Origin of the sequence: Streptosporangium heterodermiicola (genome assembly GCF_051390675.1) — a bacterium.
Classification (GTDB): domain Bacteria; phylum Actinomycetota; class Actinomycetes; order Streptosporangiales; family Streptosporangiaceae; genus Streptosporangium.
This window is the reverse complement of the sequence record NZ_JBPJSR010000004.1, coordinates 170,342-194,621: the sequence shown is the minus strand read 5'-3', so window position 1 is coordinate 194,621 and position 24,280 is coordinate 170,342. Positions and strand designations below refer to the sequence as shown.

Here is a 24,280-nt window from a genome sequence, read left to right as displayed (position 1 = left end):
GGAGGACGAGACCATGAGCTCCGAGGACCACGAGCAGCCGACGGACCACGCGCAGACGGTGGACCCTGGACGGACGACGGACCCTGGACGGACGACGGAACGCCGGGCCAGGCGGTCGTTGCCGATGCTCGTCGGGGCGGGGGCAGTCTCGGTGTCGGTGGCGGTGCTCGGCCTCTCCTGGATCGACGTACCCGGTAACCAGGACCGAGGCCCGCTCGCCGGAGCGTCGGCCGGTGTGTGGTCGGCCGCGGGTCCGCCCGCGACGGCCGCACGGGTGCCGTGGGAGGGCGGCCCCGCCTACTACGGGCGGTTCGCCGCACCGGCGGCGGCGGGCTGGACGAACCCGTGGTTCTTCCCGGTGGGCGTCTGGTTCGAGTCCGTGATCACCCAGGACGACGCGAACAAGGACCGGGCCGCCGGGCTCAACACCTACGTGGAGCTGACCGAGACCAGCGACATGACGCTGGTGCGGAAGAACGGCATGTCGGCGCTGACGAGCGCCCCGCTGCCCGGCTACGGCAAGGAGACGGTGGGCTGGCTGCTCAACGACGAGGTCGACATGTGGGCGAAAGCTGGAGACGCGGAGTGGACCGGCAACCACCCCGGCGAGGGCCCCCTGTGCGTCCCCGAGGACAAGGGGTGCGGTTTCACCGTGTTGCGCACCCGCAAGGAGAAGGTCCCCAAGGGCGACGGCAGGATGCACTACGCCAACTACGGCAAGGGCGTGATGATGTGGGAGCGGGACACGGACGCCGCCACGTTCGTCAACCGCTTCACCGACGTCGTCTCGTCCGACCTCTACTGGTACACCAGCGCGAGCGTCTGCCTGGACGGGCAGAACTTCCTGTCCCTGCCGACCTCCCGCTGCCGCAGGGCCGCCAACTACGGCGCCGTCCTCGACCGCCAGCGCGAGCTGGACGCGCTGGACGGACGCCGCCAGCCGATCTACGCCTTCGTCGAGGTCGGCTGGCCCGCCGAGAACGACACCCGGGCCATCCAGCCGCGGCAGGTGGCGGGCGCGGTCATGAGCTCGCTGATCCACGAGGCCCGGGGCATCATCTACTTCAACCACAACTTCGGCGGGCCGTGCCACTCCCAGCACGTCCTGCGCGAGGAGTGCGGGAAGAAGGTCAGGCCCGCGGTGACCGAGATCAACCGGCGCATCGCGCAGCTGGCCCCGGTGCTGAACACCCAGTCGTACGCGCACCGCTTCGGCACCGGCCTCGACACCATGCTGAAGCACCACCAGGGCTCGTACTACGTCTTCGCGATGCCCAGCGCGAACACGGCCACCGGCATTCGCACGTTCACCCTGCCGCGCGGGATGCGCGCCACACGCGCCGAGGTCCTCTTCGAGAACCGGACACTCCCCGTCGACGCCACAGGCAGGTTCACCGACTCCTTCGCCGCCGAGTACTCCCACCACATCTACCGGATCACGCCTTAGGGAAGATGCCAGCGGGCCCAGACGGTCTTGCCGAGACGGTCGGGAAGGGGCGTGACGCCGTGGTCGTGGGCAAGAGCTTTGACAATGGCCAGGCCACGACCATGGATCGCCTCGGCGTCGAGAGCGAGGAGACGAGGCTGCCCGCTTCCCCGGCCGGTGACCTGGACCTGAAATTCATCCTCGCTCGCCCGCAGGGAGAGCCTCACCACAGGCTCACCGTGGACGATCGCGTTGGCGAGCAACCCGCCGACCACCAGGACGGCGTCATCGACGAGGTGCCGTAGCTCCCAGGCGACAAGCGTCTCGCCCACCATGGCGCGAGCCTTGCCGGCGATCGGCAGATCATGCGGCAGATCCCAGTGGACGGTCCAAAGGTCGTCCGGAGCCGGTGGGGTGTCCGGGATGTCGAGCATGGTCTCTCCTCGGGGTGGCGGTGTGCCGTGCTCGGCCACGTGCATCAGGTCGCGTAGCTCGTCGGCGGTGTCGGCCCGCACGATCAGGGGCTCGGCGGCGGTCCAGGCGGCAGCGGCATGGAAGCGCCGGGTGCCGTCCCGTACCAGACGGTCCAGGCGGGCTCGATCCGGTCGAGCCCCTCGGCGGCGGCTCGTTCGGCCAGGTCCCAGAGCCGTGAGCCGACCTGCGCGGTGGCCGCTCCCCGCCGATGCCGCCCGCCCCGCCGGGGCCGGGACGCGCGTTCGTTCATGCCGTCGCCCCCTGCCGGTACGGGGTGTGCCTGCCGAAGGGAGTACGGGTGCTCGGCGGTCGTCCACGCCGGTACGGCACAGCGGCCGTGGTCACGGCCTGCTCCGGCCGCCGATGCCGTCCCGGGGAAACCTCCGGAGACCGTACGGGGAAGGCGACGGAGGCCGTGGGGCCGGGGATCGGGCGGATGGGCGTTACGACGGCTGGGCGTCCGGAGAGGTTGAGGCGGCGGGTGCTCATCCGGGCGTGAACCTGGGCGGGAGTGGGCTGCTCCCAATGATGGTGCGCGCGGTGCGGGAGGCTGGCGGCCTCGTGCGCGTATGGGGGATGGCCGCACCACCGGCAGCCGAGCGGCGTCGGCGGCCGGTTCGCGTGCCAACGCACCCGGATCGGCCTGGGGTTTCCTCTAGAATCGCGCATCAGATCGGACCTCCAGAGTCCGGTCGAGGGGCTTGTCATGGCGTTCCGTGCCGTGGCAGGCCCCGTTTGGTTTGGCGGGTTCGCCTTGCGAGGAGGGACCTCGCGGGACTTACTCAGCGGTGACAGGTGCGTGTCCGGCAGAAGCATGAAGTACGACCGGGAGTGCGTTTTTCGCTGAATCGATGGACATTTCCCCTTCTCTTATCCAGACGTATATGTTGATTTTTTAGGCGACCTTAGAGGGATGCCTACCTAGCGCAGGAAAGGGCTGCTCCGGCGGTGTCCTACGCTCCCGAACCTCTTCGCAGGGTGCTCTCGGATGGCTACTTTAGGTACCGAAAGTCGAGGCACATCAGTGTGACAGTTTGTGAAAACCTGTGTCCCCTGTGCCGCGATGTGGAATGCCCCGCTGGACGGAGCCAAAATGTCCACGAGCCCCAAGCCCAACTCGAAAAACGAAAAATGGGCCCTCTTCGGCGCGGAACTCCGCAAGCATCGAAAAAAGGAAAAAATGATCCAGGACGACCTGGCCGAGGCGACCCAATTCAGCAGGAGCCTGCTGAGCTTCACCGAGCGGGGTGAGCGCAACCCCAGTCACAACCTGGCACAACGCTGTGACGCTGCTCTGGGGGCGAACGGGGAACTCGTCCGGTACTGGACGTACATGACCCACGCTGCGAGCCCTCGATGGTTTCGGGATTGGCTAGAGATCGAACCGGCGGCGCACACATTGCACACCTGGCAACCGCTTCTCGTTCCCGGCCTTCTTCAGACCGAGGAATACGCGCGAGCAGTGCTGCGTGGCAAACCCGGTGTAACGGATGACGAGGTGGAGAGACTCGTAGCGGCTCGCATGGCACGGCAAGCCATCTTCGCTCGGGTCGGTCCACCGATGCTGCGGGTGGTGTTGGATGAGGGCGTCCTGTATCGCCCGATCGGCGGTAAGGAAGTCATGCACGATCAGATCGAACGCATGCTCATCGGCTTCGCGTCGCCCAAGATAGCCATCCAGGTGCTTCCGCTCGCGCTCGGGGTGACCACAGGGGTTCTTGGTGGTTTTGTCATTGCCCAGATTCAAGGGAGTGCGGATATCGTGTATCTCGAATCTGCGCTAAACGGTCAAGTCACCAATAGATCAGAGGATGTCGAAGCCATCCAGGCTACGTACGACACCATCCGAGCTGAGGCACAATCTCAGCATGTCTCGATCGATGTGATCAGGGAGGCAGCGAAAACATGGATCTGAGCGACGAGCTGAGGACCGCTGACTGGCGCAAGGCCACCAAGAGCGGGCCCAATGGTGGGGACTGCCTTGAAGTGGCTCCGCTGTCCGGTGGCCGGGTGGGCCTGCGTGACACCGAGGCTCCCGAGCGGGCGCCCTTCGTGGTGAGCGCGAGCGTCTGGGACGCCTTCATCGACAGCGCCAAGAAGGGCGAGTTCGACTTCTGAGCCACTTTCCGAACCCTTGGTCAACCTGGCCAGGGGTTCCGTCGACCTATCCGCACTCGATGACCGAGGCTCCCGAGTCGGAAACTTCCACAGTGGTGTCCATGTCGCGTCGGGCCGGCTCTTGCTCATGCCTGATCTCCGCGACGAGCCGTTCCATCGCGGCAGACTTCTCGACATCTGACTGCACGGGCAGTCCCGCAGCCCGGCGCTGCTCCCGCGCCCGCTGCCTCACCTTGTCCCAGTTGACCGCGTTCATTCTCACGCCCCTTCTGCTCCCAGGCGACATGATCGTGGAGAGCGTCATGGCTGCCCCTGCGGTCCCGGTCGGCCCGGTCGAGGACGAACAGCGCGTTGTGGCCTGCCGTACCGGGTAGGACACGAATCACCTCCTGGACGCGTCGACCCATCGATGAGCGTGCCCGCTCTCTCGGACAGATTCGCGGCACCGCTTCAAATCCAGATTTTCCATGCTTTGCCAGACCGGCGCGGGGAAAGACAGCTCTGAGGATCCTTAATTCTGGGCGTTGCGGAGAAAATTGACGACGATATGGTGTATTAATAATCACGTCGGTGTTCGTGGACTTAGTAGGCTCGCCTGAGCGGAGGGAATGACCAATGGCTGACCGAAGCCGGATCGAATGGACCGAGGTCACTTGGAACCCGACGACCGGGTGTGATCGCGTTTCGGCCGGTTGTGATAATTGTTATGCGCTTACACTTGCGAAGCGACTTAAAGCCATGGGGGCCGCGAAGTACCAGTGTGACGGCGATCCTCGCACCAGCGGGCCCGGTTTCGGGGTGACCCTGCACGAGGACACGCTGGCGGCGCCGCTACGCTGGCGCGAACCGCGAATCGTTTTCGTGAACTCGATGAGCGATCTATTCCATGCGCGGGTCCCCGTCGCCTTCGTCCGCCGAGTCTTCGACGTCATGGCGGCGACGCCTCAGCACACCTACCAGGTGCTGACAAAGCGTGCCACCCGGCTCGCGCGTATCGCCCACCAACTCCCATGGCCGGACAACGTCTGGATGGGGGTCAGTGTTGAGAATCGGGAGGTGGCGGCCCGGGTCGACTCTCTGCGGCAGGTGCCGGCCGCCGTGCGATTCATCTCCGCGGAGCCCCTTCTGGGTTCATTGAGCGGTCTCGACCTCGCTGACGTTCACTGGTTGATCGCCGGTGGGGAGAGCGGGACAGGCGCCAGGCCTGTCGATCCCCGCTGGGTACGTGAGCTTCGTGACCAGTGCCTTCGAGATGGGATCGACTTCTTCTTCAAGCAATGGGGGGGCAGGACTCCCAAGGCCGGCGGACGCCTGCTCGACGGGCGCACCTGGGACGAAATGCCGGTGCGCCGTCCAGACGTCTCACGCTCGGCTCGTCCTATGACGGCCTAGCCCGACTGATCGCCTCCAGGTGAAATTTTCCTTTGCTGTCTTTGTCGATCATTCCAGCCCTGTTAAGACGTTTTACCGCCTCTCTGATATGTGGTATCCATGCTGATCCGAGTGTGGTCCCGTAGACATCTGCCAGGTGGTCGGCGATGCGGAACGTTCCATGGGCGTCCAGCAGTCTCTGAAGATTCTTCTCGATCTCCGCAACCCATTTCGGCCCCTCCTCCTCCTGATACCTCTTGCTGTCGAAGACCGGTGGGTCTTCGTCGAAGAGCGATGCTTGCCCGCCTGTCTCGTGCTTCCGACGGCTCCTGGTCACCCGGTCGTTTCGCCATGCTTCATGCCAGTCCATGCCAGCCTTCCCCAGGGCATCGGCGAACTGCCACTTACCTTCTACATGGCGGGTGAACAGGACGAGGACGTACCTCGGCTGGTTGTCCGGATGTGGCCGGACAGGCATGCTCACGGAGTCGAAGCCGGTCTTGTTCCTGATGATCTCGCGATACCTGTCACTCACGGTAAGAGCCGCAGAGGTGGCGCTGCCAAGGTCATCGGCACCCGCGACGCGCGCGAAATGCTGTTGCCACCAGTCCCCGCCGAGAAAACGGTTCAGCCGTTCGATCTTCTTCATGTCTTCCGGCGGAGGGCTTTCGTGGTCACGCACCTGCCTGACAGCGGGCCCGAGTCGGGCGACCCCGCTCACGCTGAAATGGAGGAGAACCTCTGTCGGAGCGGGATCGTCCCTGAGCAGGATCTGTCCGAGCTGATCATGATGGAGTGCCGTTCCGAACGGGTCGAGGAACACGAAGAGCGCCGCTCCTCGTGACTCGGAGAGAACCTCCGGCAGACGCTCTCCCAGGTCGCCGTGAAGGGTCACATGCTTGAGCCCGCGCCCCTCCTCGGCAAGCAGACGTGTCAGGTGGGCGTAGTGGCGGGGATTTTTCTCCACGAAGAGTCCGGTGACGTTCCGATAATCCTTGACGAACTCTGCGGCCCGCACCAAGAGCAACGGCGATCCTGGGGAACCGTCCTCATACCGCCCTCGACCGGCGTAGCCGTCCACGAAGACCACTCGATGATCTTTTACTCTGAATCCGGCCTTCGCCGCGAACACCGGCGGATATCGCTTCAAGATCCCATGCTTGAACACCGCTGCAGCACGCTTTTCGCGAAAGAAGTCCTCATTTGCTGTCATTTCCGATAATCCTGCCGACGCGAGGGGAAAGGTATCTCGTGCCACGACAAACACGTGACACGCTAAAGCTTCGACAAGAATGACATACGAAGGACGTTCCCTCCTCAATTTTAGACGGGAAAACGGTCAACCGATATTCGATTAGAGTGCATAATTTATTGCAGATTGTCCTTTTTGAAACCGGAAGGATCTTCGTTGCGACGCCTCAGTGCAGGATCGCCAAGGTTCGTATGCCTTCGTGAGTCATGATCCGTGAGGTGCGTGATCGGGGTCCGATCTCTTCCGCTCCTTCATTCGTTGCGAAGACCCCTCTGGCGGGGCATGGTCACCAGGATGCACAATCGGGGCCCATGAAGACGTACGTCGGGGTGACCGATGGCGAGTGGCATCGTTTTCTCGCGGCGCGTCCCGCGCTGACCGAGGCCAATTTCTGGCGGCCTTCCGGTGGCGGGTTCCAGGCTCTGCGTCCCGGTGAGCCGTTCTTCTTCAAGACCCATCATCCGCACAACCGGGTGGTGGGCGGCGGGTTCTTCAACGGGTTCGAGAGGCTCCGCATCTCCGAGGCGTGGGACATCTTCCGGGAGGCGAACGGTGCCACGAGTCTCCAGCGGATGCGCGAGAGGGTGAGCCGGTACCGCAAACAGCCGATCGCCGCGGGGGAGGATCCGATCATCGGGTGCATTCTGCTGCGTGACACCTGCTTCTTTCCTCTTGACGCACCCGCGGACCAGCCGCCGGACTTCGCTCCGAACCTCGTGCAGGGTAAGAGCTACGACCTCGCGTCCCACCCCCAGGCGGATTACTTCCACGAGTTGTTCCCGAGGTTGCTCGGGACCGTCGTCGAACTCACCCTGTCCAGGCCGTGGCACCGGGACGGGCCGACCTACGGCGACCCCCGGCTGACCCCGCAACGGCTCGGCCAGCAGGCGTTCCAGGCCGTCGTGCTCAATGCCTACGATCGGCGCTGCGCCATCAGCGGTGACAAGATCCGTCCCGTCCTGCAGGCCGCTCACATCCGTCCCGTCTCCGCCGGGGGCGAGCACCGTCTGGACAACGGCCTGCTGCTGCGTTCGGACGTCCACACCCTCTTCGACCGCGGTTACCTGGCGGTCGATCCCACGTACCGGCTGCGGGTCAGCCCACGGCTTCGCGAGGAGTTCGGGAACGGTGAGCAGTTCTACAGACGCGCCGGAAGTCAGATAGCCCTTCCCCAGCACCGCCATGACCGCCCCGACCCCGAGATTCTCGAATGGCATCTCGACGAGGTGTTTCTGGCGTCCTGACTCACGCCTGATCTCCGGCCTGTCAGGGAAGCACCGGAAGCCCCCGCCTGAAAGCGGTGTTGTCCGGCTCACGTCCACCTACCAGTCATCGAGTGAACCGAGCAGCATCCAGGCGGGGACGCCGACGAAGAGGGCGCACAGGACGATGTCCAGGACGAGGGCCCATCCGGTGTTCAGGTCGTAGGCCAGGGTACGCGTCGCCATGTTCACCGGCATGATGCTCATGAACATCCAGGCGAAGGCGCGCCAGACGAGCATGAAGAACCCGTCCCACCAGCCGAACAGCAGGCCCCACAGCAGGATTCCGAGGCCGAGGAAGGCCAGGCGCAGCCAGTTGCCGAGCGTCCCGCCCACCTCCGGCAGGAACCACTGCGTCCTGTCCGCCACCTCCACACCGACGACCTCCTCGTGCCAGGACCGCAGTGTGACCGGCTGCCCCTCCCGCGCCTTCTCGTAGAGGCTCGATGACACCTCACGGGTCTGCCGGTAGCCTTCGGCCCGCTGCCAGGTGATCTCGTGGTGTGTGGTCGTACTCGTGTGGCCTTCGGAGTCGGTGTGCGTCGTGGTGTAGGTGCGTCGGCCGGCGATGGAGGCCCGCTCCCTGACGAAGCAGTCGCCGGTTCTCCGCTCGCATGTCACGATCTCGTGGAACTCGCGAGTCTGCCGGTACGGGTCGGCGGCGGCGATGAGCGCCACCACGACCACGCCCAGGCCGAGCGCGACCACGATCAACCGTCCGACGGAAAATCCGGGCGCCGACCTGGAGAATGACGGTCGGCGATATCGACGGAGCATCGAGAACTCCCACGGCCATTATTCGTCAATGGCGTTCAATCGCTGTCTCCATGATGCTTCCTCTCGGCTCGTGACGAGCGCTTCCCGCTCATACGGATGTTCCGGCCCGGACCTGTGTGGATCACGCCTTCACGAGATCCGGGACGGTCGCCGGGCGCGGTATCCGGCCGTAAGGACGGCGTGACACGAGAGCGGTCCGACGGGAAAAGGTCATATCCGGTGCAGACGGCTCCCCGTTCTCGGATGAATAGATGTCATTTCCGCAAAAGAGCCGCCGAGGCTCTCCTGGCCACCCCAGGAATGCCTATGTAAAATGTCGATCATGCGCCTGGCGAGGGCACGGTTTCTGGCGGGGATCGCATTCTTGGCGATTCCGGTCATCGGAGTGACGGGGTCCGCCGCGACGGCGGCCCCGGCGGCGTCGAAGACGCGGACGGCCGATCCGTGTCCGCCCGGATACGTGCCGCCCCGTCTCGCCCAGCCCGGCGCCCCGGCCGCGCACATCCCCTACAGCAACCCCATCGCCCAGGTCGGCTTCTCCTACCGCGACATCATGGACCGCGACCCGGATCTCGGCCGTGACGTCGAAGGATCGTGCCGGGCCCGGCCACCGTGCACGAGCGCGGCGACGAGCTGTACATCCTCGACGCGCCGCTGCGGGTCAAGCTGGAGAACGAGTATCTCGCGGGCCGCGACCCCGGCCTGGCCCTCCCGGAGGGCTGCGAGGGGCAGTCCGAGCGGCAGAGCAGGCAGTCGGAGCGGGTCTTCCGCGAGATGATCCTGTCCCGAGTGGAGAAGGCGGTCAACACCGCTCCCGAGTACGCGGCGCTGCGGCGCGTCTACCTCAGCCGCGTGGCCGCCGAGTGGTACCGCGAGCGCAGCCGTACGGCGAGCACGACCTTCACGCCCCTGATCGACAGCGGCGACATCGGCCCCCGGACTTCCCGCCAGGCGTGGAAACCGGTCGACGTCTTCGACGCCTACGTGCGCTCCTACAAGAAGGGTGAGTTCAAGGTCACCCGTGAGGTCGGTAGCTTCCGCTACTCCTACTTCTACGGCGGCATCGACTTCACCACCGTCTCCTACGGCACCGCGACCGAGGCGGACCTGCGCCGGAGGTGGGGCACGTTGCCCGGCGCCCAGGGCGCCCGGTCGGCGTGGCTGACCGGAGCGTCCCGGAGCGCGGAGAACCCGGCACGGGAGATGACACCGCTACGCGCGCTGACCGTCATCGCCACGTGGGTGGTCCCGTTCGGCCTGGCCGTGGTCGTGGTGCTGGCCTACCATCGGCACCGCCACCGCCCACGCCCGCCCGTGCCCTACGGCACACCGAGAGGCGGATGACACGGGAGCACCCGCGCTGCGGGCCGTCTTCGGGGGCGCGGCCCGGCCGCCCCCTCAGCCGTTCTCGCGGGCGAACCAGTCGACGGTCCGCCGCAGGCCCTCCTCAAGTCCCACGGTCGGCCGCCAGCCGAGGATCTCGGCGGCGGCGGTCGTGTCGGCGATCCTGGCGCTGTCCAGCGGGCGGTCGGCGAGGACGCCGTAGCGGGGGCGAGCCCGGCCACCGACGATCTTGGAGAGCAGGTCCGCGGTGTCGCTGATGGAGGTGCCCGTCCCCGTGCCGATGTCGAAGGCGCGGCCCGCCGCCTCCGGGGTCTCGCCCGCGGCGAGGAAGGCGTCGACCACGTCGTCGACGTAGACCCAGTCGAGGTGGCGCGTTCCACTGCCGAGCTCGGGGGTCCGGCCGCGCAGCAGCGACAGCGCCACGTAGGGGACCAGTTTGCGGGTGTCCTGGCGGCCGGGCCCGTAGACCATGCCGATCCGCAGGTTGCTCACCTGGACGCCCCACAGGTGGTGGAACATCCGCGCGTAGCCGTCGGCGGCCCACTTGGACACCGCGTACGGCGAGGACGGCGCCCGGTCGCCCTCCTCGGGCCGGGGCTCCTCCAGCGAGCCCGCGAGCACCACCCTGGTCTCGGGGACCTCGGCGACCGCCGTCAGCAGGTTGACCACGCTGGTGAGGTTGCTGCGCAGCATGGGCAGCACGAGCCGCGGATCCCTCGCCCCGGCGACCTCGCTGGCCAGGTGGAACACGACGGCCGGGCGGGTCGAGCCGATGAGCCACTCGATCGCGCCCGCGTCGGCGACGTCCGCGACGTGCCACGTCTCGCCGTCCGAGCTCTCCCTGGACCGGCGGCTGACCGCGTGCACCCGCGCGCCGAGGGCGCTCAGACGCCGCACCAGGTGGGCCCCGATGAAGCCACCGGCCCCCGTCACCAGCACGGGCCTCGTACACCAGTGGTCCTCACTCGCCGGGCTCGGCATGGGCGCTCTCCTCGGTCTTTCCGTACGTGACGAGTTTCGCCGGATGGCTTCCGCGTGAAGGGCCGGACCTCCCGCCGGCGGGAACGGCGAAGCGCGACGCCACGCGGACCAGGGGACCAGGCGGACCGAACGGACCACGCGAACCAGGCGGAACCGGACGGAGCCGTGCCGAGCCGTGCCGAGCCGTGCGGCCCAAGGAAATTCATACCTTGCCGTACGGGGCGCCGTGGCGACGACGGAGATAATCCCCCGAAAAGGCGATTCACCGTGAAGGGGACTGCGGAAAGGGGCTGGAAACGACCAGGGCCCGCTCCGAGGAGCGGGCCCTGGGTTCTAGCGCTGTTCCACGCGGTGCGGCGTCAGCCGATGCGCCAGGTGTCCCCGCCGAGCAACAGGTCGTTCAGGTCGCCGGGGCCACGCTCGCCGATGGCCTCCTGGAGCTGCTCGGCCATGAGCTCGTCGTAGGAGGGCCGGTCGACGCTGCGGAAGACGCCGATCGGGACGTGCTCGAAGGCGGGCTCGTCCAGCCGGGAGAGCGCGAAGGCGAGCGACGGGTCGGCGCGGTGGGCGTCGTGCACGAGGATCTCGTCCTCGCTCACCGACGACCTCGGGACGACCTCGATGCCGCCGTCGGCCGCCCTGCGCACCGCCTTGGACGCCGAGGCGATGGGCTGCCCGTGCTCCAGGCGCAGCGTGATGTCGTCGCGCCGCTCCGGGTCCTTCAGCTGCTCGAAGGCGTTGTCGTTGAAGATGTTGCAGTTCTGGTAGATCTCGACCAGGGAGGTGCCCCGGTGCTCGGCGGCCTCGCGCAGCACCGACTGCAGGTGCTTGCGGTCGGAGTCGATGGTCCTGGCCACGAAGGAGGCCTCGGCCCCGATGGCGAGCGAGATCGGGTTGAACGGCTTGTCCAGCGAGCCCATCGGGGTCGACTTCGTGATCTTGCCGATCTCGGAGGTCGGGGAGTACTGGCCCTTGGTCAGGCCGTAGATCCTGTTGTTGAACAGCAGGATGTTCAGGTTGACGTTGCGGCGCAGCGCGTGGATCAGGTGGTTGCCGCCGATGGACAGCGCGTCGCCGTCACCGGTGATCACCCACACCGACAGGTCGGGGCGCGAGGCCGCGAGGCCGGTCGCGATCGCCGGGGCGCGGCCGTGGATCGAGTGGAACCCGTAGGTGTCCATGTAGTACGGGAACCGGGAGGAGCAGCCGATGCCCGAGACGAACACCATGTTCTCGCGCTTGAGCCCGAGCTCCGGCACGAACGACTGGACCGCGGCCAGGATCGCGTAGTCACCGCACCCGGGGCACCAGCGCACCTCCTGGTCGGACTTGAAGTCCTTCATCCCGAGCTTGACCTCGGACTTCGGGACCAGCGAAAGCGCCCCGCCCCTTCCGGGGACGGACACCGCGGGCGACTCGGTACCACTACTCACTGTCGATCACGTCCTGGATCACGCCGGCAAGTTCCTCGGCCTTGAACGGAAGCCCGCGCACTCGGTTGTAGCTGATGATGTCGACCAGGAAGCGGGCGCGGAGCAGCAGCGCGAGCTGGCCGAGGTTGATCTCCGGCAGCAGGACCCTGTCGTACGAGCGCAGGACCTCGCCGGTGTTGACGGGAAGCGGGTTGACGTGCCGCAGGTGGGCCTGGGCGACCTTGCCGCCTGACCTCCTGATGCGCCGCACGGCCGCCGCGATCGGCCCGTACGTGGACCCCCAGCCGAGCACCAGCACGCGGGCGTCGCCGTCGGGGTCGTCCACGGTGAGCGGCGGGATGTCGTTCGCGATCCCGTCGATCTTGGCCTGCCGGACCCGGACCATCCGGTCGTGGTTGCCGGGGTCGTAGGAGATGTTGCCGGTGTTCTCGGCCTTCTCGATGCCGCCGATCCGGTGCTCCAGGCCCGCGGTGCCGGGGATCGCCCAGGGGCGGGCGAGGGTCTCGGGGTCGCGCTTGAACGGCAGGAAGGTCGTGCCGTCCTCGCCGTTCGGCCCGGAGGCGAACTCGGTGGAGATGTCGGGCAGGTCGGCGGCGTCGGGCAGCTTCCACGGCTCGGAGCCGTTGGCGAGGTAGCCGTCGGAGAGCAGCATGACCGGGGTGCGGTATTTGACCGCGATCCTGACCGCCTCCACCGCCGCGTCGAAGCAGTCGGAGGGGGTCGAGGGCGCCACGATCGGCAGCGGAGACTCGCCGTTGCGGCCGAACATCGCCATCAGCAGGTCGGTCTGCTCGGTCTTGGTGGGCATGCCGGTGCTGGGGCCCGCGCGCTGCACGTCGACGATGATGAGCGGCAGCTCGGTGGTGACCGCGAGGCCGACGGTCTCGGCCTTCAGCGCGACACCCGGCCCGGAGGTCGTCGTGACGCCCAGCGCCCCGCCGAAGGCGGCGCCGAGCGCCGCCCCGACGCCCGCGATCTCGTCCTCGGCCTGGAAGGTACGGATGCCGAACCGCTTGTGCCTGGACAGCTCGTGCAGGATGTCGCTGGCCGGGGTGATCGGGTACGAGCCGAGGAACAGCGGCAGTCTCGACTGCACCGACGCGGCGATCAGGCCGTAGGCGAGCGCCTGGTTGCCGGAGATGTTGCGGTACACCCCGGGGGCGAGCTTGGCCGGCTTGATCTCGTACGAGACCGAGAAGGACTCGGTGGTCTCGCCGTAGTTCCAGCCCGCCTGGAAGGCGGCGATGTTGGCCTTGGCGATGTCGGGCTTCTTGGCGAACTTGGTTTCGAGGAACTGGATCGTCGCCTCGGTGGGCCGGTGGTAGAGCCAGCTCAGCAGCCCGAGGGCGAACATGTTCTTCGAGCGCTCGGCGTCCTTCTTGGACAGCGCGAAGCCTTCGAGGGCCTTGACCGTCAGCGAGGTCAGCGGCACCGCGTGGACCCGCCACTCGGCGAGCGAGTCGTCGTCGAGAGGGCTGCCGTCGTAGCCCACCTTCTGCAGGTTGCGCTTGGTGAACTCGTCGGTGTTGACGATGAGGTCGGCGCCGCGCGGCAGGTCGGAGAGGTTGGCCTTCAGCGCGGCCGGGTTCATCGCGACCAGGACGTTGGGGGCGTCGCCCGGCGTGAGGATGTCGTGGTCGGCGAAGTGCAGCTGGAAGCTCGACACGCCCGGCAGGGTGCCCGCGGGGGCGCGGATCTCGGCCGGGAAGTTGGGAAGCGTCGACAGGTCGTTGCCGAACTCCGCGGTCCCGGCCGTGAAGCGGTCACCGGTCAGCTGCATGCCGTCGCCGGAGTCGCCGGCGAACCGGATGATCACGCGGTCGAGTTGCTGAACCTGCTTGGTCACAGCTCAGTCCTCCTCGACGCGACAGGGCGCCGTTGCTCGTGGCACATTCTTTTTTCCATGCTAGATCCTCGGGGTCACGCGTAGTCTTTTCGCGTTCCACTCGGCGAAGGAAAGTGACCTTTGTCGCATATCCTTGACGGCCGCTGAGTCGAAACTGAGTCGAAGCTGGGCGCGGACATCGCGCGCCGTGGCCGTCGGACGGCCTACGGGGGAGTCACGATCGCAGACGGTCGGCCCGACACAGCCCGGCCGCGAGCCGACACAGGTCGACGTGCAGGCGGCCGAAGAGGACGGTTGGGATCACGATGCCCAACTATATGTCCCGTCGCGAAGACGCTCTCATCGCCTCCGGCTATGGCCCCATAGCCTCAGGTTATGACAGGGCCTGCTTGTCCAGCACCGCCGACACGGCTCCGGAGTCGTAGGTCCGGCCCGGCTCCATCGCGCGCGGGCCGTACAGCTCCGGGACAGTGACAAAGGTATAACCCCTCGCGCCGAGATCGCGCAGGATGGCGGGGGCCGCGTCGACGGTGGCGTGGTGGAAGTCGCGCATGAGGACGATCGACCCGGGCTTGACCTGGGCGACGGTCCGGCGGGCGATCGCCCGGGGGTCGGAGTCGTGCTGGTCCGCGGCGTCCACGTTCCAGCGCACCACGGACATGCCCAGCCGGCGCGCGACGGAGGCCACCTGCTCGTCGGTCCCGCCGTACGGCGGGCGCATCAGCGTGGGCACCTGGCCGATCGCCTGGACGATCGCGTGCTGCGCGCGGGAGAGCTGGTCGGCGAGCATGGCGGAGGGCAGCGCGGTGAGGTCGCGGTGGGACCAGCTGTGGTTGGCCACCAGGTGTCCCTCGTCACGCATCCGCCGCAGCAGCTCGGGTCGCGCGGAGGCGTTGGAACCGAGGGCGAAGAAGGTCGCCCTCGCCCGGTGGGCGCCGAGGATGTTGAGCAGCCGCCCGGTCTCGGGGCCAGGCCCGTCCTCGAAGGTCAGCGCCACGCACTTGACCTTCGCGCAGTCCACGGTGCCCGCCATGGAACTGCGCGCCGCGGGCTTGTCCCCGCTCGCCGCGAGCATGTCCTCCTGCGAGGTGAGGGTCGCGGTCCCCACGGAGGCCCGCCGCGCCCGCAGCCCGGTCGCCGACAGCAGCGGCGTCGCGGTCGCGGACGGTACGGCGACCGCGACCCGGCCCGCGACGCCCAGGCCCACCTGCTTGTCGTCGAACTCCACGACGAGGTCGCCGCGCGGGTTGAAGCCGATGGAGTCGAACATCGAGGGGTCCGGCCTGAGCGCGTTGGGGTTCACCAGCGGCCCCCGCAGCGCCAGCTCGCTCCTGACGATCCCGGCCAGCGTGGTCAGCGCCGCGTCGTCCTTGAGGAGATCGCGGGAGTCCAGGGCGTGCCGGCTCGCCCGGTCGTACCAGACGGTGGTCCGTGACTCGCTCCAGCCGGAGCCCATGGACTGGCCGATGCGCAGCCGTACCCCCAGGACCTCGGGGGACGCGGCGGCGAGCTGCCAGTCCACGTTGAACTCGGGGGTGGGCAGGGCGCCCGCGGGGACGGCCTGCCGGGTGAACCGGCCCAGACTCCCGGTCACCGTCTTGAGGAGCTTCTCGGTGAGCCGGGGGGCCTCGGCGATGGCCGGGTAGGTGGCGTGCACGCGACGGCCTCTGCTCTCTCCCGAGTTCAGGCTTCTCGTGCTCAGGCCCTGGACCATGGAGGGGTCCACGTAGTTGATCAGTGTCGGCTCCGAGGGAACCGGGGGATCCACGTGGGGGGAGGCGGTGGCTACGCCGCAACCGGTCATCATTGCGGCCATCAACGCGATTCCTCCGCCGAATCGCACTTTAGGCATAAAATAACGCTATATGGGCCAATAGGGTATTTGCCCTATCTTGATGTTAAGAGGACGGAGGCTTTAGCGTTCCGCGCCCGCCGGTTTCCCCGCGTGAGGGGAGGCTTTCCCCGCGTGGTGGGAGATGTTTCCGCGCGTGACGGGAGACGCGGATACTGCTATAGGTAGGACTGCTGTAGGCAGGACTCCGTAGGAGGGCTCTCTGTGGATAGGGGTTCTCTGTAGGTAGGGCGGAGGGCCTCGTACGGCGGGTCCTGGAGCGTTCGGGGCGGCGGTCCTGGAGCGTTCGGGCGACGATCCCGAGAGGTTCGGGGCGGCGGTCCTGAGGCGTTCGGGGTGGCGTCCTGAGGAGGAGAGGCCATGAGCGGATATTTCGGCTCTTATGTGGTGGTCCTCGCGCTGTTCGCGATCGGCCTGCTCATCGTCGCCGGGGCACTGCTCGTCAACCGGGGGCTCCGGCCGAACCGTCCCACCCCGGAGAAGCTGCTCACCTACGAGTGCGGCGTCGACCCGGTCGGCGACGGCTGGGCCCAGTCCCAGATCCGCTACTACGTGTTCACCTACCTGTACGTGGTCTTCGCGGTGGACGCGGTCTTCCTGTTCCCCTGGGCGACGGTCTTCGCCGCCCCCGGCTTCGGGGCGACCACCCTGGTCGAGATGTTCGTCTTCCTCGGCTTCATCGCGCTCGGCATCCTCTACGCCTGGCGCAAGCGCGCGCTCACCTGGACCTGAGAGCCCGGCAGGCCGGGCCCGGGGCTCGAAGGGCCGGGCGAGCGCGAGTACCGACTCTGAAGGAGAATGCGTGCCATGGCGGATCTCCCGATGCCCACCGTGGGGCCAGTCTCGCGTCTGGCTCCCAAACCCATGCGCTTCATCCTCAACTGGGGGCGCCGTTACTCGCTGTGGGCGTTCAACTTCGGTCTGGCCTGCTGCGCGATCGAGTTCATCGCGACCTCGATGAGCAGGCACGACTTCATGAGGTTCGGGGTCATCCCGTTCGCCAACGGTCCTCGGCAGGCGGATCTGATGATCGTCTCTGGCACGGTGACCGACAAGATGGCGCCCGCGGTGAAGCGGCTCTACGAGCAGATGCCCGACCCGAAGTACGTGATCTCCTTCGGAGCCTGCTCCAACTCCGGCGGCCCGTACTGGGACTCCTACTGCGTGACCAAGGGCGTCGACCAGATCATCCCGGTCGACGTCTACGTCCCCGGCTGCCCTCCTCGCCCCGAGGCGCTGCTCCACGGCATCATGATGCTCCAGGAGAAGATCGCCGCGGAGAACCTGGGTGACCGCTATGCCTGACCTGCCCGAACCCCCTCACCCCGCCACGCCCGGCTCCGTACCCGAACCCACGCCCGAACCCGCGTCCGGTTCCACGCCCGAACCCGCGCCCGGTTCCGCGAGCGGTTTCGCGTACGGTGAGGGCGCCCGGGTGTCGGAGTCCTTCGGCCAGACCACGGTCGACGTGGATCCCGGCGGCTGGATCGGCCTGCTGGAGTCCGCCAGGGCCGGGGGCTACGAGTTCTTCGACTGGCTGACCGCGGTGGACGAGCCGCCGGAGGCGTTCGCGGTGGTCGCGCACCTCTTCGCCCCCGGCTCGCACGCCCACCTGCTGCTGCGCACCCGGGTCTCGCGCGCCGACCCCCGGCTGCCCAGCGCGGTCGGTGTCTTCCGCGGAGCCGACTGGCACGAGCGCGAGACCTTCGAGATGTTCGGTGTCGTCTTCGAGGGCCACCCGAACCTGGTGCCGCTGCTGCTCCCCGAGGGCTTCGAGGGCCACCCGCTGCGCAAGGACTTCGTGCTCGCCGCCCGGGTCGCCAAGGCCTGGCCGGGGGCGAAGGAGCCCGGGGAGTCCGGCGGCGGCTCGCCGAGCCGCCGCAAGACGCTCCCGCCGGGGGTGCCCGCCGACTGGGGGCGCGAACGTGGCACCTGAGACCCTCCGGCGGCCGCCCCGCCGCGATGCCCGTGAAACCCGCGCGATCCGTGATACCCGTGACGGCCGGGGGCTTCCCCCGGAGGACCGGAGGTGCCCGTGATCGCCGAGGTGCTCGACGTCGCGGTACGGCTCGTCGTGATCGTCGCGGTCTTCCTGGTGCTGCCGCTGGTCGCCGGGCAGATGGAGCACAAGGTCATGGCGCACATGCAGTCGCGCCTCGGTCCCATGTACGCCGGGGGCTTCCACGGCTGGGCCCAGCTGATCGCCGACGGGGTCAAGTTCATGCAGAAGGAGCAGGTGATCCCGACCGCCGCCGACCGCCGGGTCTTCAGCCTGGCCCCCGGCGTGGCGCTGGTCCCCTATCTCCTGGTGATGGTCGTCATCCCCGTCGGACCCGGGCTGGTCGGGGTCGACCTGGACGCCGGGCTGTTCTTCGTCCTCGCCGTGATGGGGGTCGGCGTGCTCGGCTCGATCATGGCCGGGTGGTCGTCGGGCAACAAGTACTCCGTCCTGGGCGGGATGCGCTCGGCGGCCCAGCTCATGTCGTACGAGCTGCCGCTGGTCCTCGCGGCCTCCAGCGTCGCGATGGCGGCGGGCACGCTCTCCCTGCCGGGCATCGTGGAGGCCTGGCAGTGGTGGTGGCTGCCCTGGCAGGCGATCGGCGGCGTGGTCTTCTTCGTCGCCGGGCTCGCCGAGCTCCGCCGCCCGCCGTTCGACATGCCGATCGCCGACTCCGAGATCATCATGGGCCCGATGACCGAGTACACCGGCATGCGGTTCGCCCTGTTCATGCTGGCCGAGTACGCCGGGATCGTCGTGGTGTCCGCGCTCACCAGCGTGCTCTTCCTCGGCGGCTGGCACGGCCCGTTCCTGCCGGGGCCGGTGTGGATGCTCCTCAAGGTCTTCCTGCTGGTCTTCTTGATCATCTGGCTCCGGGTGAGCTACCCCCGTCTCCGCGAGGACCAGCTGCAGCGGCTCGCCTGGGTCGGGCTGGTACCGCTGGCCCTCGTCCAGCTGGCACTGACGGGAATCGTCAGGGTCGCCGCGGGATGAACTCCTTCCTCCCGGCCCTTCCCGCATCGTCCGGGCCGCCGTACCGGACGATCAGACGTTCGAAGTGCCCACGCAGGGCAGGGAGTAAATACACTCTGTGACACCACCTGCCAAGGACGGAACGCATGACCCTCGCGCTTGCCGTGGAAAAGGATGAACTGGTCGTCGACGTGCCGGAACATCCGCCGGTGCGGCTGCCGCTCGCCGGAGAGGGCCGGGCGAGCACGCTGCTGATCTTCGGCTATCCCGGCAGGGGGAGGACGAGATACGGCCTGGCGGTGCTCGACGAGTCCGGGCTGGTCATGCTGGAGGCCCCGGGGTCCCGGTCGAAGAGGGCGGTGAAGGCGTTCGCCGCCGACAACGGGCTGGAGTTCGAGTTCCGGGCGTTCGACACCCCGCAGCGGGCCAGGGTCGCCCTCGCCCGCAGGTCGCCGAGGTGGCGCGCGGTGACCTGGCGCCGGGCGCCCGCGCCCCTGCCGCGCCTGCGCGTGCCCGGCGTGAGAAGCCTCAGACCTCCTCTGAGCTCGCCGAAGGTGTGGTGGCGCGAGCAGCTGCTGTACGTGCTCATGTGGGCGGTGCTCGCCTACGGGGCGGTCTTCGTGGCGCTCGTACTCCTCAACCTGACCGAGACCCGCGCCGACGTCACCCGGGGGATGGGCGCGCTCGGGATCGCCGCCCTGGTGCTGGCCGCGCTGACGGTCGCCGGGGCCGTCGTCGTGGTCGGGGTCGGCCGCCGCCGGTCCCGCAACCAGACGGTCCAGGGACGCGTGCTCAGGCGCGAGGGCCAGCCGCACTGCCGCCTGGTGGTCGTCCACGGCCGCCTGCTGCTGGAGACCGCGCGCAGGACCCGCGAGCTGGACGCGTCCGAGCTGCTGCTGTACTCGGCGGAGTCCGGGGTGACCGGCCTGGTGGTGGGCGGGGATCTGTTCCACCTGCCGGGACGGTGGGACGCCGAGGACGTCGAGCGCTTCGCCACCGGGAACGATCTGGGGCTGGCGATCCGCGCGCTGACCCGTGACGAGTACCTGGACCTGACGACACGGGCGAAGGACGCGGTTCCCTAGAGGTCCCTGAGGTCCCTGAGGTCCCTGAGGTCCCTGAGGGTCCCTGAGGCCGGGTCTCGGTGTGGCCGGCGGTGATCGCGACCCCCTACTGCACGATCCGCAGCATGATGTCGGAGGCCGTGGGCCGGTTGCCCGGTCGCTTGTCCAGGCAGGCGGCGGCCAGCGGGCGCAACGACTGGGGCAGGGCCGCCAGGTCCGGCTGGTGGTTGATCACCCGGTTCAGGATCGCGGGGATGGTGTCCTCCCCGAAGGCCACCTTCCCCGAGGCGGCGAAGATCATGGTCGCGGCCCAGCTGAACACGTCGGTCTCCGGGCCGATCGCCTCGCCGGCGAGCTGCTCGGGGGACATGTAGGCGGGGGTGCCCATGATGTTGCCCGACGTCGCGGTGACCTGGTCGAGGGCTCGGGCGATACCGAAGTCGATCACGCGGGGGCCGTCGGCGCCGATCAGCACGTTGGCCGGTTTGAAATCCCGGTGCACCACGCCGGCCCGGTGGATCGCGGCCAGCGCGCCCGCCGTGGCCAGGGCCAGCCGGGTCAGGCCGTCCCCGTCGCGCGGGCCCCTGTCGCGGACCAGCTGCTCCAGGGAGTCGCCCTCCACGTACTCGCTGACGACGTACGCCTGGTCCTCGTTGATGTTCACGTCGAGCACCCGTGCCGTGGAGAACGTCGCCACCCTGCGGGTCGCCTCCACCTCGCGCAGGAACCGCTCCCTGACCACCTGGTTGCCGTTGAAGTGCTCGTGCAGGACCTTGATCGCGACCTTCTGCCCCTGCGGGTTGAGCGCGAGGTGAACCGTTCCCTGGCCGCCCTTCCCCAGGCTGCCGATCAGCCGGTACGGCCCGAGCCAGCCCTGCGAGGCCGGGGCGTTGTGGACCTGCGAGGTGTGGCCGGGCCGGCCCTGCGTGAAGGGGGCCTGGGGACCGTGTGAGGTGTGGGTGGGCTGACCCTGAACGAAGGGGGGACCCTGCGAAGGATGCGTGGGCGGGCCCTGCGCGAAGCGGCCCTGGGTGTACTGGGGCGCGTACTGCGGCTGCCGGCCGTCATGGTGGGGCTGTGGCGGACGCTGGTACCCGCCGTGGTGCGGGTGCTCCTGGTAGTGCGGCTGTGCCCCTTGCGCGGCCGGGCGCATGATCGAGGTCGCGGTGGGACCCGTCTGGTACGGCGGCATCTGGGACGGGCCCTGGACGTGGCCGTACCCGGGAGGCGGCCCGGGTTGGAACTCGCGGGAGGGGTCCTGCCGGAAGACCGACCCCCTGAGGATCAGCGCGTGGCCCAGCCCGCCGATCCAGCTGCCGAACAGGCCGATCGTCCCGATGACGTCCAGCGTGACCGGGGTGTGGCCGGAGTCCCCGTAGATCGCCGCGACGACCACGAAGACGCCGACGCCGAGACCGTAGACGGCGGCGGCGACGGCCAGCAACGGGCTCCGCAACCGGCGGGCGGCGTGGCCGATGACGAACGGCGTCCCCACGCCGCAGGTCAGCAGGGGTACCAATGCCCACACGACGCTCAACGCCATATTGGATCGCGCCGGTGGTTGTGATTGCCAGGCCGGCCCGTACTGGTGGGACATGTGGCGAACAATACGATTTTTTCAGGAGGTCCGCAGTCGCTTCGATGGCGAGCCTGTGGGTGGTGGACGATTATCGAACACACAGTCTGTGGATAACTTCTGTGGATAACTTGGCTCCCCGGCCGATCCCCCTTACCGCGGCGGTCTCCGGGGCCCACGCATTCCCGAGCGCCCCGCTGTGCGCCATGATGTTGAGTTGTGGCACGGATACCAGGAGTGGGACTGGCGAAGGGGCTTTCCATCACCCTTCGCCACATGCTGCGCAGGTCGGTGACCCAGCAGTATCCCGAAGTCCGGCCGGAGTTGCCCCCGAGGAGCAGGGGGGTGATCGCGCTGGTCGAGGAGAACTGCACGGTGTGCATGCTCTGTGCCCGCGAGTGCCCCGACTGGTGCATCTACATCGACTCCCACAAGGAGACCCTCCCCGCCCCGGAAGGCGGCCGTCCCCGGGCCCGCAACATGCTCGACCGCTTCGCGATCGACTTCTCCCTGTGCATGTACTGCGGGATCTGCATCGAGGTCTGCCCGTTCGACGCGCTGTTCTGGTCTCCGGAGTTCGAGTACGCCGAAGGCGACATCCGCAATCTTCTTCATGAGAAGGACAAGCTGGCCGCCTGGGCCCAGACCGTCCCGCCGCCCCCGGCCCACGAGCCCAACGCCGATCCGCCGAAGGAACTGGCGGCCACCTCCAGGCCGGTCCGCCCCCGTCCCGCTCCCGCTGCCGCCGCTCCTGCGGCCGGGGCCGCTTCCGGAGCCAGGACCGGCCCCGCGGTCGGTCCTGGTCCCACGGCAGGTTCCGGCTCCGCGGTCGGCCCTGGCCCCGGCTCTGGTCCCGATCCCGGTCCCACGGCCGGTTCGGGTCCCGCGGCCTCCGCGCCTGGCGCGCCGGCTTCCCCACCCGGAACGTCCGGAGCAGCCCGAACGCCTGGAGCAGCCGGAAGGCCCAGAGCGGCCGGAACACCCGGAGAAGCAGGAACGCCCGGAACGGCAGGAACGCCCGGAGTGGTCGGAACACCCGGAGAAGCAGGAACGCCTGGAACAGCAGGAACGCCCGGAGCAGCCGGAACCCCGGCTTCCTCCGCCGGCCCCCGCTCCGGCTCCGGTCCCGGCCTCCCGCCGGGTCCTGGAACGTCCGCTTCCGGCTCCGAAGCGCCCGCACCCGGTGCCCCGTCTTCGCCATCAGGGCCTTCGCCATCCGAGGCTTCGCCGTCCTCGCCCTCCGCCTCACCCGCTCCCGGCACCCCCAGCACCCCCGAGGCGCCGCCCGCCCGGCGAGGTCCGTCCCCGGGCAGGCCGTCCAGACCGGCCACCTCGGCGGGGCACGCGAGCGTCCGGGCCATCCGGCCACCGGGGGCCCTCCCGAAGAAAAGCGATCCGTCCACAGGCGGGTCATCCGTCGAGAAGTTATCCACAGGCGGAGGTGAAGCACCTCCGGCGACGGCCACACCGGAGCAGACTCCTCCCACGGATCCGAGCGGAGAGCCCGAGGAGGAGAAGTGACCGAGGTGCCGTCCTACCTGTCGCCGACCGGGCAGGAGATCGTCTTCCTCCTGCTGGGCGCGGTGGCCGTCGGGTCGGCGCTGCTCGTCGTGACCACCAGGCAGCTCGTCCACGCTGCCCTGTGGCTGGTCGTCTGCTTCGGCGCGCTGGCCGGGTGCTATCTGGTGCTCACCGCCGAGTTCGTCGCCTGGGTCCAGGTGCTGATCTACGTCGGCGCGATCGTGGTCCTGCTCCTGTTCGGCATCATGCTCACCCGCGCCCCGATCGGCAGGAGCGCCGACCTCGACAGTCCGAACCGTCCGACCGCGGCGATCGTGGCGATCGCCACCGCGGCCGTGCTGGTCACCGTCGTCGTCGACGGCTTCCGCATGGCCTACGTCCCGCTTGAGCCCGGTGGCGGCTCGGCCGGAGAGCTCGGTGCCAGCATCTTCCGTAACTGGGTGCTCCCGTTCGAGGCGCTCTCGGTCCTGCTGCTGGCGGCCCTGATCGGCGCCATCGTCCTGTCCCGCACGGACATCCGCGGGAGGGACTGACGTGCACGTCGTCTATCCCGCGGTCGTCTCGGCGCTGCTGTTCTCCATCGGCGTGTACGGAGTGCTCGCCCGCCGCAACACGATCCTCGTGCTGATGTCCGTCGAGCTCATGCTCAACGCCGTCAACCTCAACCTGGTCGCCTTCGACGTGTGGTTGCGCGACCGGCTGCACGGCGGGCAGGTCCTCACGCTGTTCGTCATCGTGATCGCCGCCGCCGAGGTCGGCCTCGGTCTCGCGATCATCCTCGCGCTCTACCGCAACCGCCAGACCGTCGACCTCGACCGCCTCCGCTCCCTGTCCGACCTCACCGACACGTCCGGCCCCACCGCCCCTGGCACCGACTCAACCGACACCGGCCCCACCGACACTGGCACCGGCCTCACCGACGCCGATCCCGGCGACACCGGTTCCCCCTCCCCACCTCGGAACCAGCCCCCGGCCGAGTCCCGGAGCCTGCCGCAGACGCTCACCCGGACCC

General features: G+C 68.3%; 24 protein-coding genes and 1 pseudogene. 14 read left to right on the top strand and 11 right to left on the bottom strand.

Translation table 11 applies throughout. The features are described from left to right. The first annotated feature begins 13 nt into the window (after positions 1–13). A complete protein-coding gene (locus tag ACSC1Q_RS10795) occupies positions 14–1,447 on the top strand; it encodes a hypothetical protein (RefSeq protein ID WP_436758521.1) in 1,434 nt (477 codons plus the stop codon). On the opposite strand, the gene ACSC1Q_RS10790 is transcribed toward ACSC1Q_RS10795, so the two are convergent. Next, the gene (locus ACSC1Q_RS10790) at positions 1,444–1,941 is read right to left on the bottom strand and encodes an ATP-binding protein (protein ID WP_436758520.1); all 498 of its coding nucleotides are present in this window, start codon (positions 1,939–1,941) and stop codon (positions 1,444–1,446) included. The two genes, ACSC1Q_RS10795 and ACSC1Q_RS10790, sit on opposite strands and share 4 nt — an antisense overlap. A gap of 2 nt (positions 1,942–1,943) precedes the next feature. Further along, positions 1,944–2,150, bottom strand: coding sequence for a hypothetical protein (locus ACSC1Q_RS10785; RefSeq protein ID WP_436758519.1), 207 nt, complete (start codon positions 2,148–2,150; stop codon positions 1,944–1,946). Between the two features lie 843 nt (positions 2,151–2,993). Here ACSC1Q_RS10785 and ACSC1Q_RS10780 point away from each other — a divergent pair. Together ACSC1Q_RS10780 and ACSC1Q_RS10775 are read left to right on the top strand one after the other, a co-directional pair. Continuing rightward, a complete protein-coding gene (locus ACSC1Q_RS10780; protein ID WP_436758518.1) occupies positions 2,994–3,815 on the top strand; it encodes a helix-turn-helix domain-containing protein in 822 nt (273 codons plus the stop codon). Beyond that, the gene (locus tag ACSC1Q_RS10775) at positions 3,806–4,018 is read left to right on the top strand and encodes a DUF397 domain-containing protein (protein ID WP_436758517.1); all 213 of its coding nucleotides are present in this window, start codon (positions 3,806–3,808) and stop codon (positions 4,016–4,018) included. Before ACSC1Q_RS10780 ends, ACSC1Q_RS10775 begins: the two co-directional genes overlap by 10 nt. A 46-nt stretch (positions 4,019–4,064) precedes the next feature. On the opposite strand, the gene ACSC1Q_RS10770 is transcribed toward ACSC1Q_RS10775, so the two are convergent. After that, positions 4,065–4,274 carry a hypothetical protein gene (locus ACSC1Q_RS10770; protein ID WP_436758516.1) on the bottom strand — a complete coding sequence of 70 codons (210 nt, stop codon included), beginning with the start codon at positions 4,272–4,274 and terminating at the stop codon, positions 4,065–4,067. Positions 4,275–4,633: 359 nt separating this feature from the next. On the opposite strand from ACSC1Q_RS10770, the gene ACSC1Q_RS10765 reads away from it, so the two are divergent. Further along, the gene (locus ACSC1Q_RS10765; RefSeq protein WP_436758515.1) at positions 4,634–5,410 is read left to right on the top strand and encodes a DUF5131 family protein; all 777 of its coding nucleotides are present in this window, start codon (positions 4,634–4,636) and stop codon (positions 5,408–5,410) included. Here ACSC1Q_RS10765 and tcmP read toward each other — a convergent pair. Beyond that, positions 5,397–6,602 (bottom strand): three-Cys-motif partner protein TcmP, encoded by a 1,206-nt coding sequence (gene tcmP / locus ACSC1Q_RS10760; RefSeq protein ID WP_436758514.1) that lies wholly within the window; start codon positions 6,600–6,602, stop codon positions 5,397–5,399. The genes ACSC1Q_RS10765 and tcmP overlap by 14 nt on opposite strands. A gap of 350 nt (positions 6,603–6,952) precedes the next feature. Here tcmP and ACSC1Q_RS10755 point away from each other — a divergent pair, with 350 nt between their 5' ends. Then, positions 6,953–7,885 (top strand): HNH endonuclease, encoded by a 933-nt coding sequence (locus ACSC1Q_RS10755; RefSeq protein ID WP_436758513.1) that lies wholly within the window; start codon positions 6,953–6,955, stop codon positions 7,883–7,885. A gap of 78 nt (positions 7,886–7,963) precedes the next feature. On the opposite strand, the gene ACSC1Q_RS10750 is transcribed toward ACSC1Q_RS10755, so the two are convergent. Then, complete coding sequence (locus ACSC1Q_RS10750) at positions 7,964–8,617, bottom strand: hypothetical protein (RefSeq protein ID WP_436758512.1); 654 nt, start codon at positions 8,615–8,617, stop codon at positions 7,964–7,966. Between the two features lie 657 nt (positions 8,618–9,274). On the opposite strand from ACSC1Q_RS10750, the gene ACSC1Q_RS10745 reads away from it, so the two are divergent. Next, entirely contained in the window at positions 9,275–10,024 is a 750-nt protein-coding gene (locus ACSC1Q_RS10745; protein ID WP_436758511.1) for a hypothetical protein, read from the top strand. 54 nt (positions 10,025–10,078) lie between these two features. Here the strand turns inward: ACSC1Q_RS10745 and ACSC1Q_RS10740 are convergent, their stop codons facing one another. The 5 genes from ACSC1Q_RS10740 to ACSC1Q_RS10720 form a co-directional block, all read right to left on the bottom strand. Continuing rightward, entirely contained in the window at positions 10,079–11,005 is a 927-nt protein-coding gene (locus tag ACSC1Q_RS10740) for an NAD-dependent epimerase/dehydratase family protein (RefSeq protein WP_436758510.1), read from the bottom strand. A gap of 359 nt (positions 11,006–11,364) precedes the next feature. Continuing rightward, positions 11,365–12,438, bottom strand: coding sequence for a 2-oxoacid:ferredoxin oxidoreductase subunit beta (locus tag ACSC1Q_RS10735; protein ID WP_436758509.1), 1,074 nt, complete (start codon positions 12,436–12,438; stop codon positions 11,365–11,367). Then, positions 12,431–14,284, bottom strand: a complete 1,854-nt coding sequence (locus ACSC1Q_RS10730) for a 2-oxoacid:acceptor oxidoreductase subunit alpha (RefSeq protein WP_436758508.1) — start codon at positions 14,282–14,284, stop codon at positions 12,431–12,433. Before ACSC1Q_RS10730 ends, ACSC1Q_RS10735 begins: the two co-directional genes overlap by 8 nt. Positions 14,285–14,498: 214 nt before the next feature. Then, entirely contained in the window at positions 14,499–14,588 is a 90-nt protein-coding gene (locus tag ACSC1Q_RS10725) for a putative leader peptide (protein WP_362698292.1), read from the bottom strand. A 69-nt stretch (positions 14,589–14,657) separates the two neighbouring features. Next, positions 14,658–16,100, bottom strand: a complete 1,443-nt coding sequence (locus ACSC1Q_RS10720) for a polysaccharide deacetylase family protein (RefSeq protein WP_436758507.1) — start codon at positions 16,098–16,100, stop codon at positions 14,658–14,660. Positions 16,101–16,496: 396 nt separating this feature from the next. On the opposite strand from ACSC1Q_RS10720, the gene ACSC1Q_RS10715 reads away from it, so the two are divergent. The 5 genes from ACSC1Q_RS10715 to ACSC1Q_RS10695 all read left to right on the top strand — a co-directional run bounded on the left by ACSC1Q_RS10715 (position 16,497) and on the right by ACSC1Q_RS10695 (position 20,192). Then, entirely contained in the window at positions 16,497–16,868 is a 372-nt protein-coding gene (locus tag ACSC1Q_RS10715) for an NADH-quinone oxidoreductase subunit A (protein WP_436758506.1), read from the top strand. Positions 16,869–16,943: 75 nt separating this feature from the next. Further along, entirely contained in the window at positions 16,944–17,441 is a 498-nt protein-coding gene (locus ACSC1Q_RS10710) for an NADH-quinone oxidoreductase subunit B (RefSeq protein WP_436758505.1), read from the top strand. Next, on the top strand, positions 17,434–18,072 hold the full coding sequence (locus ACSC1Q_RS10705; protein WP_436758819.1) for an NADH-quinone oxidoreductase subunit C: 639 nt from the start codon (positions 17,434–17,436) through the stop codon (positions 18,070–18,072). Before ACSC1Q_RS10710 ends, ACSC1Q_RS10705 begins: the two co-directional genes overlap by 8 nt. Positions 18,073–18,165: 93 nt before the next feature. After that, positions 18,166–19,128 (top strand): NADH-quinone oxidoreductase subunit NuoH, encoded by a 963-nt coding sequence (gene nuoH, locus ACSC1Q_RS10700; RefSeq protein ID WP_495573943.1) that lies wholly within the window; start codon positions 18,166–18,168, stop codon positions 19,126–19,128. A 125-nt stretch (positions 19,129–19,253) separates the two neighbouring features. Next, entirely contained in the window at positions 19,254–20,192 is a 939-nt protein-coding gene (locus tag ACSC1Q_RS10695; protein WP_436758504.1) for a hypothetical protein, read from the top strand. Positions 20,193–20,277: 85 nt separating this feature from the next. On the opposite strand, the gene ACSC1Q_RS10690 is transcribed toward ACSC1Q_RS10695, so the two are convergent. After that, the gene (locus ACSC1Q_RS10690) at positions 20,278–21,699 is read right to left on the bottom strand and encodes a serine/threonine-protein kinase (protein WP_436758817.1); all 1,422 of its coding nucleotides are present in this window, start codon (positions 21,697–21,699) and stop codon (positions 20,278–20,280) included. Between the two features lie 324 nt (positions 21,700–22,023). On the opposite strand from ACSC1Q_RS10690, the gene ACSC1Q_RS10685 reads away from it, so the two are divergent. The 3 genes and pseudogenes from ACSC1Q_RS10685 to nuoK form a co-directional block, all read left to right on the top strand. Next, positions 22,024–23,268: a NuoI/complex I 23 kDa subunit family protein gene (locus ACSC1Q_RS10685; protein ID WP_436758503.1), complete on the top strand. Its 1,245-nt coding sequence runs from the start codon at positions 22,024–22,026 to the stop codon at positions 23,266–23,268. Then, the gene (locus tag ACSC1Q_RS10680) at positions 23,265–23,801 is read left to right on the top strand and encodes an NADH-quinone oxidoreductase subunit J family protein (RefSeq protein WP_350969080.1); all 537 of its coding nucleotides are present in this window, start codon (positions 23,265–23,267) and stop codon (positions 23,799–23,801) included. The genes ACSC1Q_RS10685 and ACSC1Q_RS10680 overlap by 4 nt, the downstream gene beginning before the upstream one ends. A 1-nt stretch (position 23,802) precedes the next feature. Further along, positions 23,803–24,084, top strand: a pseudogene (nuoK, locus tag ACSC1Q_RS10675) (NADH-quinone oxidoreductase subunit NuoK); the annotation flags it as partial. Between the last annotated feature and the right edge of the window lie 196 nt (positions 24,085–24,280).